This window comes from Paenibacillus sp. fava2 (assembly GCF_058313675.1).
In genome coordinates this window covers 3,684,545-3,697,607 of sequence record NZ_CM177755.1, presented here as the reverse complement: position 1 = coordinate 3,697,607, position 13,063 = coordinate 3,684,545, and the positions used below count along the sequence as shown (strand labels likewise).

Below are 13,063 nucleotides of genomic sequence, written 5' to 3'. Positions count from 1 at the left end.
GTAGAAGTCTACAGGATATCCGCCGGACTGGCAATTGAGGATAACCGGATTGTGATGGACAATATTCTTATTCTTAGCTCAGATTAAAGCTTATACCGGAGTTGGATTAGAAGCACACAGATCAACAATTACCAGGGCATAGATCTTGGCGGCAGTCAGCAAATCTTCAATTACGGCATATTCATCCGCCCCGTGGATTCCCGTCGGTGTTCCCGGCATGGCCGGACCGAAATTCACTCCGCCGGAGATCCCATGCACATAGCTCCAGCCTCCTGTAGAGATACATTCACCTTTCACACCGCTGTATTCTTCATAAGCAGATAATAAAAGCCGGATAAACGGTGATTCCTCAGGCACGTGATGAGCCGGGCTATAGCCTCCCAGGTTAAGTTCAAGCCCGAACTGCTGCATCCGTTCACGCAGCACACCCTGTGTATTCTCTTCCGTTGCACAGAGCGGCAGCCGGCAGTCAAGAACAGCAGTCAGCTTATCAGGTGTATAATTCAGGATTGCGAGATTGACTGTTAATTTCCCCGACACCGCATCTTCCATGGCGATGCCGGCAGCAAGCCCGTGAACATCGCCGTGCGGGAACAGCTGCCCGGCATGGCGGAGCGCATGCAGGCCGGGGCTGTCAGGTACGGGTAAAACAGATAACAGCGCGAGCAATGCTGTTACTGCATTGGAGCCATGCTGCGGCTCGGAAGCATGAGTGCTTTTGCCTAAGACAGCAATAAGCACATCGGCTCCGGAGCTGCTGACTCGGACTTCCACCCCCGGAATTGGTACAAGGTGCTCCAATGCTTCTATAATCTCTGACTTCATAAGGCCTCTTATTAAAGCTTCAGCTTCTCCAGGAACAACATTGGACCGGCTGCCGCCCCGGGCGTACATAATCTGCGGCTGCTCTTCAAGGAAAGCAGCTGCCGGGAATTCAGCCGAGAACGAGGTAAACAAACCGCCTTTTTCCGTGTTCAGCACCGGGAACTCCCCGTCTGCAGTGAACAGATAAGGCGGAACCGGATAACGGGCAAAGTAATACCGCAAATCCCGGCAGCCGCTTTCTTCATCTGTTCCAAGGATGAGGCGGGCATTGCTGTCCAGCTCAATTCCCAGCGCTTTCACAGCGGCCAGTGCATACATCGCTGCAACAGCAGGCCCTTTATCATCACTCGCCCCTCTTCCATACAGCTTTCCTTCCTGCAAAGTCCCTTCAAAGGGATCTGTCCTCCAATGCTCACCTTCGGGAACAACATCCAAATGAACCAGAATGCCCAGCTTGGTCTCTAGCCCATTCAGATCCGCAGTTCCTGCGTAGTTATCAGCATTATGTGTAGACAAGCCTAATCGTTCTGCCATCTGCAGCGCCAGCTGCAATGCTTCTGCAGGACCTTTGCCGTAAGGCAGACCCGGTTCCTCCGGTCCGTTCACGCTCCGCACGGCAATCAGCCGCCGGATGCTCTCCACAAATTCGCCGCGGTGCTCAGTAAAATAATGATCAAGCGCCTGAGTGAGTTCTACTTTGTCCATATCGCCCTCAATACGCTTCAACCAGATCAACAGGGCTCAGCAGCTCCCCGCCGGCTCTGAACAGCAGCAGATTCTTGATAAAATGCATCATCGACATGTGAACGTAATTGCGGGTAATTCCGGCACTGTGCGGTGTAATGATGACATTCTCCATTGCCCATAGCTCATTCTCGGCAGGCAACGGTTCCTGCTGAAACACATCAAGACCGGCACCGGCTATAACCCCTCCCTTCAGGGCGGAAATCAGAGCAGTCTCATCCACCGTCTCACCCCGTGACAAATTCAGAAAGACGGCCGTCGGCTTCATTGCCGCAAATTCCGAAGTCCCCATAAGCCCGGCAGTTTCAGCCGTAAGCGGAGTCAGGAGAATAACGTAGTCGGCCTGGCCGAGTCCTTCGTGCAGACAGGATAACGGATATACCCGGTCAAAGCCTGCTATCGGCTGTGCACGGCGGGTCACGCCCGTAATCCGCATGCCGAAGGCAGAAGCCAGCCTGGCGATTTCCTTGCCAATCCGGCCGGCTCCGACAATCAGCAGTGTTTTGCCGTTCAGCTCATCCAGAGAGCTGTGTCCGCCCCATAGGCGGCTGCTCTGATTACGGATGCTGAGGCCGATGTTCCGGCTGAAGGCAATCATGACTCCGAGAGCATGCTCGCTCATCTGCTGACCGTGAATACCGCTGGCATTGCACACTGTAATTCTCCGCGCAATCAGTTCGTTAAAGGGAAGGTTATCCACACCTGCACTCATAATGTACAGAAATTTAAGGCCGCTCAGCCTTTCCAGCAGCTCAGGCTTAAAGGTCTCGTTACGGGCGACCATAACATCCACCTGCGGCAATACCTCTGCAGGTAGAGCTGTAAGATCGGGACATACGGTAATTTGTTCTCCGGTACGCTCCAGCACCTGACGGATCACTTCTTCATTTAAAGGCACTGTTGAAATTATCATCTTAGTCCTCCTTAGTTCTTCACAAGGTTCAGGGCACCAGCCAGCTTCGTTACGCCCTCAACAATCTGCTCATCGCTTGGTGTAGAGAAATTAAGCCTGAACGAATCACGGCAGTCTTCCGGACTCAGGGCCAGCATATTGCCGGCTATGAAGCTTACCCCGGCTTCTGCCGCCCTGCGGGAGAAATCCTCCATGGACAGGCCATCCTTCAGTGTACACCAGATGAATAAGCCCCCCTCCGGTTCATTGAATGAGATGAAGTCCCCGAAGTTCTCCCGGAGGCATGTCAGCATAAGCGCACACTTGCGTCCATAAATCTGCTGCAACCGCGTAATATGGCTGTCATAGTCATAATTCCGCATAAAGGAATCAGCCAGCATCTGGGCAAACAAATTGGTATGCACATCGGCACTTTGCTTGGCGACCGTCATTTTTTGGGCAATGTCCAGCGGTGCCAGTACATAACCAACCCGGATACCCGCAGAGAGTACCTTCGAGAAGGAGCCGACGTAAATTACCTGTCCTTCTGTATCCAGCGACTTGATGTTGGGAAGCTCTTCACCGGTGAAACGTACTTCTCCGTAGGGGTTATCTTCGAGGATCAGAACATTGTAGCGGACTGCTAATTCATACAGGCGTTTGCGCTTCTCGAGCGACATCGTAACACCGGTAGGATTCTGGAAGTTCGGTATGGTGTAGATTAATTTGATATTGCTGTGGCTGGACAGCTGCTGCTCCAGCTGCTCCATGTTCATTCCATCAGGCTCAACATCAACGCCGAGCAGCTTAGTGTTGTATGACCGGAAGGCATTAAGCGACCCGATAAAGCTCGGATTCTCGCAGACGATTGCATCACCTTCATTGCAGAACAGCTTGCAGGCCAGCTCGATTCCCTGCTGGGCGCCCGAGACGATAATCAGCTCATCGAATTCCTTCCCGCAGCTGAAGCGCAGCCGCATTCGCTCGGTGAGCAGCTCGCGCAGCGGAGCATATCCCTCAGTCAATCCGTATTGCAGGAAGGAAGCTGGATTGTCCCTGAACAACTGTGCCGAGATTTCCTGCAGCACCTCATAAGGCAATGTTTCGGGTGAAGGATTGCCCTGGGCGAACGAGATCGCTCCCGGTTTACTCATGAGCTTCATTTTTTCACGGATTGCCGATGGTCTGAGCTGAGCTACTCTATTAGAAAATGTATACATTATAAAATCCTCCTTAGCGCTGCCGGCGCGGCTGTTTCAGCACGCTTCCCCCGGCTACTGTCGGGAAACGGCACTATGCTGCTTCCTGCTGATCAGGAACATATACACACCGGCCGAGACCGCTGCACAACCTGCGCAGATTAAATACACCGTGGTAAATCCGTACTTCTGCGATATGGCTCCCCATACAACCGAGCCAATCCCCATCCCCAAATCCATTGAGGCAGTAAAAAGCGCACTGGATGCACCTCTTCTCTCCGGCAAGACCCGCCGGACCGCAAGAGCATTCATAGCCGGCTGCACACTGCCAAAGCCGATACCGAACATAAACGCCGACAGCAAAGTCAGCGGCAAAGAACCGGCAAAGCCCAGAACGACAAACGATCCTGCGATGAGCACCAGTCCGGGAACCGTCACAGCACGGCTCCCCCGGCGGTCAGCCAGTCTGCCTGAGCACAGCCTGCTGAGCAGCAGTGCACAGGCATAGACAGTGAAATACAACCCGATTCCCTCTATCTTCCTGTCCGCTGCATATTGCGGCAGAAAAGTCATGATCCCGCCCAGCCCCAGCGTAACGAAAAACATCACCAGACCGGGGAATACAGCCGTCTGTTCAATTATTGATGATTTTTTATCGTTGTTATAAGATTTCTTGTTCTGTTCATAACGTATAGGCAGCGCCAGCAGCAGTCCAATGACAGCACAGGCTGCCGCGGCGCCAAACAACAGGTTATAGCTATGCTCCGCTATCAGATATAAGCCAAGAGGAGGTCCGAAGGCAGTCGGTAAAGTATTAGAAACTCCGTAATAGCCTATGCCTTCAGTCAGTCTCGAGGATGGAACCACATCTGCTATCACAGTCCCTGACGCAGTGGAATGTGCACTGAAGCCAATACCTTGAATGATGCGGACTCCCAGCAACAGCGGAACGGACACTGCCAGGGGCATAAAGAGAAAAGCGGTGATTAGCAGCAGGATTCCGCCGATCATGACCGGTCTTCTCCCGCGGATATCTGACAGCCTCCCCGCCAGCGGCCTGCACAGCAGGGCCGAAAATGCGTATACGCCAACAACCATCCCTGACATGACGCCGCTGCCGCCAAGCTCCCGCACATACAGCGGCAAGGTGCTCATAAGCATGCTTACGGCGGTCACAATGCACAGGTTAGCCCCTATCGCCAGCACATAGGGGCGGCTCCAAAGCGCACAAGGTTCAGAATTTGAACGGTTCATTTAAAAAATGCTTCAGCAGTGTAATCGTGTGCTCCACATCGGACATCTGCGCCAGTGTATTTGCACAGTGCGGATAACGGGTTACAACGGACAAACCTGCAGCTTTTACACCGAAGCCAGACCGGTTGATTGAACTCGCATCCGTACCGCCGACATAGATAACATCCAGCTGATACGGGAGGGCATGCTGAACGCTTAAGTCTTTTAATGTAGATACCAGATATTCATCACAGATCACAGAGGTGTCGGAGACCTTGATTGCCGGCCCTGCGCCGATGGTATTGCTGCCTGTCAGATCACCGGGGACATCATGTGCAGGAGTGATGTCAACAGCAAGGCCGATATCCGGCTTGATCCGTTCAGCCGCGGTAACCGCTCCCCTGCAGCCGACTTCCTCTTGAACGGTAAAGACGAAATAGACATCGTTATAGCATTCTTCCAGCGCTTTGAGCGCTTCAATCATCATGTAGCAGCCGACACGGTCATCAATGGCTTTGGATACAACATACCCGCCAGGAAGCTCGGTATAATGTCCCTCATAGACAGCATTGTCGCCTACATTTACAACTTTTTTGACATCAGTGTCGCTGGAAAATCCGATATCTACATACAGCTGTGTAAAATGCTTCAGTTCATCCACCGGCACACTGCTCCCGATGATGCCCACTGTCCCGTTAGTGAAAATGATTCTGGACATAAAGGCGCTTCTCACATGGGAATAACCGAGAAACTTGATCCGGATCAGTCCATTTTTCTCGATCTTGATGACCTGAAAGCCGACCTCATCCATATGGGCTGCAGCCATGATCTTCTTTTTATGCTCTCCGCTTCCGCGTTTGTAGACAATTAAGTTGCCTATAGCATCAGTGGTAACCTCGTCGGCATGCAATACAACCTGCTCCTCAATGAATTCCCTTACCTTTCCCTCATATCCGCTTAAACCGCTTATCTGTGTCAACTGCTGAAATAACATGGCAGATCAGCCCTCCGATTCATAGTTTCAATTCGTATATAAATGACAGGCCACCATATGCCCCGGTGCTGCCTCTACCGGCTGAGGCCTTGAAGTTTCACAGACCGGCATCGCCCGGGAGCAGCGGCTGCAGAAGGCGCAGCCGGAAATATCACTTGCCGGACTCGGTATCTCCCCTTTAAGGTACTCCTGTCCGGCCGGCCGGATATCCTTAGGATTCATGACAGGCACTGCTGACAGCAGACCCTGTGTATAAGGATGCAGCGGCCCCGCGTAAATATCTTCGCTGTCCGCAAGCTCAACGATCGAGCCCAGGTACATCACAGCTACACGGTCGCTGATATAGCGGACCATGTTGAGGTCATGGGCGATAAACAGATGCGTCAGGGAGAGCTCACGCTGCAGTGACTTCAGCAGATTGACAATCTGCGCCTGGATCGAGACATCCAGTGCAGAGATCGGTTCATCGCTGACAATGAATTCAGGTCCTAGTGATAATGCCCTGGCAATGCCGATCCGCTGCCGCTGTCCCCCGCTGAACTCGTGCGGATAACGGCCGGCCATTTCACGCCGCAGGCCCACCAGCTCCAGCAGCTCATAAATCCGCTCCAGCCGCTCACGGCCGCGGGACAGGCCATGGATATCCATGCCTTCCCCGATGATGGCCGCAACGGTCTTGCGGGGATTCAGCGACGCATAAGGATCCTGAAAAATCATTTGTGCCCGGCGGGAGAACGCAAGCCTGTCTTTCTTGCGCTTAACAAGGAACGGCTGTCCGGCATAATGGATGCTGCCTTCTGTAGGCGGATATACGCCCATAATGGCTTTGCCCAGCGTAGATTTGCCGCTGCCGCTTTCCCCGACCAGCGAAAGCGTCTCTCCTCTATAAATATCAAGATCTATGCCGTTCACTGCGCGCAGCAGCCGGCCGCCGCCGACAGCAAAGTATTTCCTGAACCCTTTGATGCTTAAGAGAACCTCGCGGTTAGACAATGGCATAAGCCTCCTTTACTTCCTTGGCCGCCTGAGGGGCCTGCGGATGAAGCAGCCAGCAGGAGCAGCTGTGTCCGGAAGCAACCTCGAATTCCTCCGGATCGACAGAACTGCATATCCTCATCGCATATTGGCATCTTGGAGCGAAGCTGCAGCCAGGGGCCGGATTAAGCAGCTTGGGCGGTGCCCCGCCGATAGTAATCAGCTCACTGTTCTTATCCTGATCCGGCCGGGGTACCGAATTCATCAGCCCCCATGTATACGGATGACGAGGATTGCTGAAGATTTGCTGTACCGTGCCCGTTTCCACAATCCGGCCCGCATACATCACCGCGATCCGCTGGGCGATGCTCGCGGCAACTGCAAGATCATGGGTGATCATCAGGATGGACATCCCGTTCTCACGCTGAATGCTCCGCAGCAGGTCGATAATCTGGGCCTGAATCGTTACATCCAGCGCCGTCGTCGGCTCATCGGCAATCAGCAGCTTCGGCTTGCAGGCGATGGCAGCAGCAATCAGCGCCCGCTGGCGCATCCCTCCGCTGAACGCCCCGGGATATTCCCTGGCCCGCGCCGCTGCACCGGGAATCCGCACGGCATCCAGCAGCTGGACGGCTTTTTGCCAGCGTGTGTTCCGCTTTAGCTTGTGATGAATTTCCAGCGTTTCACCAATCTGCCTGCCTACCGTCATAGTCGGATTCAGGGAGGTCATAGGGTCCTGAAAAATCATACCCGCAAGCGATCCTCTGATCTGCTGCATCTGCCTTTCATCTGCATGGACAATATCAATATCCTCCAGCATGATTTCTCCGCTTTTAATATGAACGGGGGGATCAGGATTCAGTCTCATCAGTGTCTGGGCTGTTACGCTTTTGCCGCAGCCGGATTCTCCGACCAGCACCAGCGCCTCGCCCTCTTTAATATGGAAGGAGACACCTCTCACAGCCTGCAGCTCACCGCTGCCGGTTGCGATTGAGATCCGAAGATCCTTGACGGTTAACACGGTTCGCCGGGCATCCTCCATCTGGCATCCCTCTATTCTTTGGATTTAGGATCAATGACATCCCGCAGGGTATCACCCAGGAGATTGAAGGTTAGCATGGTTACACATAAGAATACTGCCGGGATGATCAACAGGCCAGGATAGGTCTGGAAACTGGTAATTCCCTCAGAGGCTAAAGTTCCGAGACTGGCCAGCGGGATTTGAACACCCAGCCCGATATAGCTCAGAAAGGCTTCCGTAAAGATCGCAGACGGAATGGTTAACGTCAGATTGACAATGACCACTCCCAGAGAATTCGGGATAAGCCCGCGGAAAATAATTCTCCATGCCCCCGCCCCCAGAAGCCGTGAAGCAAGCACATATTCCTTCTCCTTCAGCTGCATCATTTGCCCGCGGACGAGCCGGGCCATCCCCGTCCAGCCGATTGCCCCGTAAGCGAGAATGATCGTGGTTACCCCGGGCTTCAGAACAATCATCAGCAGAATCACGATAATCATGTAAGGGATGGCAACAACGACCTCAAGCACACGCATCATGATCTCATCCGTTTTACCGCCGAAATATCCGGCTATCCCTCCGTAGACCATACCGACCACCAGGTCGATTAACACAGCTGAGAAAGCGATAATTAAGGAAATACGCGTTCCATACCAGACCCGGACGAATAAATCACGGCCAAGCTTGTCGGTTCCAAAAATATGCCCTCCGGTCATCCACCCCAGATTGGTGCTGCTCAGGTCCTGATCCGAAATACTGTAGCGGCTGAACAGCGGCACGAATACCGCTCCCGCTACCAGCAGCAGGAGGATGACGAGACAACTCAAAACGACTTTATTGCCGCGCAGACGTTGCCGGACATCCTTCCAGTATCCTGCTGCTCCGCCCCCGGGAAGCGACTGTTCCTCTTTGGCCGGTCCGGTCCATTCAAACATTTCCGCTTTATACTGCATATCCTCACACTTTCGCTTTGTAGAGTTTGATATTCGGATCAACAAGTTTATACGACAGGTCAACCAGCAGATTGGCACCGATTAGAAAAGCCCCAAGGAACAACGTTGTTCCGGCAATCATCGGGTAGTCGTTGGTCTGCACACTGCTGACGAAATATTTCCCCATGCCCGGTATATTAAAAATATTCTCTACTACAAAGGCTCCTGTCAGCACCGATGCCGTAAGCGGGCCAAGAATGGTTAATACCGGCAGAATCGCATTGCGCAGCATATGGCGGGTAACCAGCAGCGGCATGGACAGACCGCGCGCCTTTGCTGTTTTGACATACTCCTGGCCGGCAACCTCCAGCAGGCTGCTGCGCATCATCCGGGCAATAATCGCCAGTGAGCTGAGTCCCAGCACGAACGACGGCAGAATCTTATGCGTTTCAGAGGCCCACCCGCTGATCGGCAGCAGGCGGAATCCGAATTGTGCGTTTGTGAAGCCTGAGAGTTTAAGTGCCAGGAAGTACTGGAGCAGTGAGCCCAGGATGAAGCTGGGGACTGAGATGCCGATCGCCGCAATAATCATCGAGACCGTATCCCAGCCCTTTCCCTTCTTCAGTGCAGCGGTAATTCCCAGCAGCATTCCGGCGCAGACAGCAAATACGAGAGCACGTATTCCGAGGTCGAAAGAGAAAGGAAAGGCTTCCTCCAGAATCGTACTGACCGGTCTGCCGGTATAGATTAGCGAGTCGCCGAAGTCTCCCTGGACCGCGTTACCTAAGTATTTTAAATATTGAATATAGACCGGCTGATCAAGTCCATACTTGGCATAAAGAGCGTTCTTCACACTGTCTGTAAGCGCCCTGTCCCCGACGAACGGATCCCCAGGCAGGAGCTGCATCAGCACAAAGGTCAGCGTAATCAGCACCCAAAGTGTCAGTACTGCAAAGCCAAGGCGCTGCACGATATATCGGAGCAAATTTTCCACCTCATTTCATGCCTTTATGCCTTATTCAAAATAGGCCCAGTACAGGTTGATATCCTGGAACGCACTGCGGACAACGCCCTTCAGCCCCGGCTGCACCGCATAGGACTGGTTCATAAAATAGATGGGACCGATCGGTAAATCCTGCATCAGCTTGGTTTCAGCCTGTCTCAGCAGCCCGAACCGCTTGGCCGGATCCGTTTCTACGGCTGCCTGTGCAATGTACTGATCATATTCACTGTTACTGTAGGAGGAGCTGTTATTGCCCCCGCCGGTCACTAACATATCGAGAAAGGTCATCGGATCATTATAGTCAGGCCCCCAGCCGCCGATAGCAATCTGGAAGTCCTTACTGTCCACCTTGGCCCGCATCGCTTTATATGGCATCACTTCAATGTCAACTTCAAGCCCGAGATTCTTTTTCCAAAATTCCTGGTAAGCAGCAGCTTCCGTCTTCTTCGCCCCGCGGTCGTCAATTAGCAGTGTTAGTGCCGGGAGAGAGCTTAAACCCAGCTCTGTGAGCCCCGCATCCAGATATTTTTTGGCCTCTGCCGCATCATTGTCCTTCAGCAAGTCACCGACTTCATCCTTGAAGCTGCCGCTTTCGCCGCTGACATCCGGGTTAGTGAAGCTGAGTGCCGGCACCGAGCTGTCCTTCAGCACATTGTTGATCAGGGAGGTTCTGTCGATTGCGTAGGTGAGCGCGGTGCGGATATTATTATTGGAGAGAATGGCATCCTGCATATTGTATACGAAATAAGAGGTAGCCCCGTCGGACTTGGTCAGAACCTCATATCCGGCGTTCTTGGCCTGCTGGATCTGATCTCCGTCATGCAGCGTTACCGCATCCAGCTCGCCTGAGGCGAACATATTGTACGCAGTGCCGGCTTCGCTGACAATCTTCATATTGATGGTATCCAGCTTAACGCTGTCTGCATTGTAATAATCTTCGTTTTTTACCAGTGTAATCTGGCTGTTATGCTCCCAGCTGTCAATTTTCCATGGACCGTTATACAGCAGAGTTGCCGCTTCCGAGCCATAGCCATCTGCTGTTTGTTTGGAATAATTCGCTTCATTAATCGGGAGATAAGAGGCGGCTGCGGTCAAAAAAGGAAAATACGTGGTCGGCTGGTTCAACGTAACCTGAAGGGTCTTCTCATCCACAACCTTGATCCCAAGGGCATCTTCACTGCCGGTGCCGGCATTGTAATCCTGTGCACCCGCAATCGGGTACAGAAGATAAGCATACGGCGCACCATAATCCGGACTGAGAATCAGCTTCCAGGCAAAAGCGAAATCAGAGGCGGTAACACTGCTTCCGTCAGACCATTTCATATCCCGCAGATGGAATGTATACGTCAGTCCGTCTCCGGATACCTCCCAGTTCTCTGCCGCACCGGGAATGGGCTGATTATTCTGATCCAGCCTGGTCAGGCCTTCCTGAACATGCCGCAGGACATTCATCGATACGACATCCGTTGTGCGCAGGGAGCTCAGCTGAGGGGGTTCGGATTCGATATTGATTGTAGCGGCCGTCTTGACTACTGCTGTATTGCCGGAGCCTTGCGGATCAGCGGCTGACACAGAGCTGTTATCCGTTTTTGGACCGCAGCCGGCCAGAACCAGTGAACCCGTCAATATCATTGCCAATGTCCCAGTATAAACCCTTCTTTTCCTCATATTCCTACCCCCTTGAATAATGCGGGCTATGACATAATGTTATGTATTCTAACAATTAATATCTACCCGTCGTTTGGTGTAATTAATAGTAACATAACAATTTTAAATATATAATGTGATTAATGTATGGTTTAAACGATAAATAACTGTGCATATTGCACATATTATGGTTCACGCCTACCAAATATTTATAATCCTCATAAAAAATGCGTTAGATATCTTAACATCTTCAAATACAAAAAAGCAGCACAGCTCCGCTACCCGGAATTGCACTGCCATAGCCTATTAAATATTAAGATAAATGGATGCCCTATACACTCTTGCGGTTCAAGTAGTTACGAATGAGGATGCCTACCAGCAGGCCGTTCAGCGTTTCCGCATCCTTCAGGCTTTTACCGAGGATTTTTTCTACGCGTGCGATGCGCAGATTCATCGTGTTCCGGTGAATGTACAGCGCAGCCGCACTGTCGTTCAGGTTCATCCGCTGATTAAAAAAAACATCCATCGTCCGGATGAGCTCCGCCCCGCTCTTGCGGTCATAGGCCTCCAGCTCTCCGATCCAGCGCCTGCAGTAACGTTCCAGCTCCTCTTCCTTCATATGAAAAAACAGCTGATATACACCAAGGTCCTCATAAAGCGAGACACGTTTCTTAGTGGTGAGACGGCAGGTGAGCTCCAGGCTTCTTTCCGCCTCCAGGAAGCTGCTGCGGATGGTTGCATAGGAATAAATGCCGCCAAGACAGGCATACACATCAAGTCCTTTAAAATAGCCATTGATGCTTTCACAGATTCCATGGATCTTCTGCTGCATTTGGGACTGCTCCTGCTCGGAGCCGATTTTGCGGGCCAGATAAATCCTGTTGTCATTATGCATGGTCAGGAGTGAAGCATCATACCGTTTCACTATGCTGTCAGCAACCTGGCGGTAGAACGTAAGGAAGCTGGGGAGCGGATGATTATGCTCACTGCCCATCCGGCTTAAATATGCGTTCAAATTATCAATATAAATGACAGCAACCTGATACGGGACGCTAAGATCAATCCCGAGGTAGGCGGCATTATTTACAATTTCATTAATCGCTTCAGCGTTACCGAAGCATAGCCGTTCCAGCAGATGCTCGGCTAGCGGGGGTTTATTTTCCTCTTCAAAAATCTTGCCCGAAATCTCCTTTGTGATCTCCACCAGAATCGATTCACGCGGCAGCTCGAACACCGGCATCCCCAGCCGGTCGGCGGCCGGCTTCAGGGAGCGGATCAGCTCCGGAGTCATCTCTTCATTCGCCATAAAAATCACGCCGGCGGCATTTTTTTCCTCCGCCTCCTCCAGCAGCTGAATTAGGCTGTCATAATCGCTGCGCAGCCCCAAGCCGCCGAAGAACAGCAGTTCACCGCCGAAAATCCACATCCGTACAGAGTTAGTCTGTACAATATAGGGCCAGGTAACTACCCGGTCCAGCCCCGCTTCGCCTGCGACAAGCTTTAATTCCTTCAGTGTACGCAATGTCATAATGTCCCTGCACTTCAGCAGCATGCCGGCCAGCCCCCTTTTTAGATGTTATTGTATAGTTTTCAGCAAAAAG

General features: G+C 52.3%; 11 protein-coding genes. All 11 read right to left on the bottom strand.

The window, feature by feature from the left end:
* Positions 1 to 90: 90 nt before the first annotated feature.
* Complete coding sequence (locus tag AC4G46_RS15935; RefSeq protein WP_491123584.1) at positions 91 to 1,551, bottom strand: Sapep family Mn(2+)-dependent dipeptidase; 1,461 nt, start codon at positions 1,549 to 1,551, stop codon at positions 91 to 93.
* Positions 1,538 to 2,482: a D-2-hydroxyacid dehydrogenase gene (locus tag AC4G46_RS15930; RefSeq protein ID WP_491123583.1), complete on the bottom strand. Its 945-nt coding sequence runs from the start codon at positions 2,480 to 2,482 to the stop codon at positions 1,538 to 1,540. Before AC4G46_RS15930 ends, AC4G46_RS15935 begins: the two co-directional genes overlap by 14 nt.
* An 11-nt stretch (positions 2,483 to 2,493) precedes the next feature.
* Positions 2,494 to 3,681, bottom strand: coding sequence for an aminotransferase-like domain-containing protein (locus tag AC4G46_RS15925; RefSeq protein ID WP_491123582.1), 1,188 nt, complete (start codon positions 3,679 to 3,681; stop codon positions 2,494 to 2,496).
* A gap of 54 nt (positions 3,682 to 3,735) precedes the next feature.
* Positions 3,736 to 4,914: an MFS transporter gene (locus tag AC4G46_RS15920; RefSeq protein WP_491123581.1), complete on the bottom strand. Its 1,179-nt coding sequence runs from the start codon at positions 4,912 to 4,914 to the stop codon at positions 3,736 to 3,738.
* Positions 4,895 to 5,887, bottom strand: coding sequence for a M42 family metallopeptidase (locus AC4G46_RS15915; protein ID WP_491123580.1), 993 nt, complete (start codon positions 5,885 to 5,887; stop codon positions 4,895 to 4,897). Before AC4G46_RS15915 ends, AC4G46_RS15920 begins: the two co-directional genes overlap by 20 nt.
* A gap of 27 nt (positions 5,888 to 5,914) precedes the next feature.
* Positions 5,915 to 6,886 (bottom strand): ABC transporter ATP-binding protein, encoded by a 972-nt coding sequence (locus AC4G46_RS15910; RefSeq protein ID WP_491123579.1) that lies wholly within the window; start codon positions 6,884 to 6,886, stop codon positions 5,915 to 5,917.
* The gene (locus AC4G46_RS15905; protein WP_491123578.1) at positions 6,873 to 7,904 is read right to left on the bottom strand and encodes an ABC transporter ATP-binding protein; all 1,032 of its coding nucleotides are present in this window, start codon (positions 7,902 to 7,904) and stop codon (positions 6,873 to 6,875) included. The genes AC4G46_RS15910 and AC4G46_RS15905 overlap by 14 nt, the downstream gene beginning before the upstream one ends.
* A gap of 11 nt (positions 7,905 to 7,915) precedes the next feature.
* The gene (locus AC4G46_RS15900; RefSeq protein WP_491123577.1) at positions 7,916 to 8,833 is read right to left on the bottom strand and encodes an ABC transporter permease; all 918 of its coding nucleotides are present in this window, start codon (positions 8,831 to 8,833) and stop codon (positions 7,916 to 7,918) included.
* Between the two features lie 4 nt (positions 8,834 to 8,837).
* Positions 8,838 to 9,806, bottom strand: a complete 969-nt coding sequence (locus AC4G46_RS15895; protein ID WP_491123576.1) for an ABC transporter permease — start codon at positions 9,804 to 9,806, stop codon at positions 8,838 to 8,840.
* 21 nt (positions 9,807 to 9,827) lie between these two features.
* Positions 9,828 to 11,483 carry a peptide ABC transporter substrate-binding protein gene (locus AC4G46_RS15890; RefSeq protein ID WP_491123575.1) on the bottom strand — a complete coding sequence of 552 codons (1,656 nt, stop codon included), beginning with the start codon at positions 11,481 to 11,483 and terminating at the stop codon, positions 9,828 to 9,830.
* A gap of 310 nt (positions 11,484 to 11,793) precedes the next feature.
* Positions 11,794 to 12,990: a PucR family transcriptional regulator gene (locus AC4G46_RS15885; RefSeq protein ID WP_491123574.1), complete on the bottom strand. Its 1,197-nt coding sequence runs from the start codon at positions 12,988 to 12,990 to the stop codon at positions 11,794 to 11,796.
* Positions 12,991 to 13,063 lie beyond the last annotated feature (73 nt).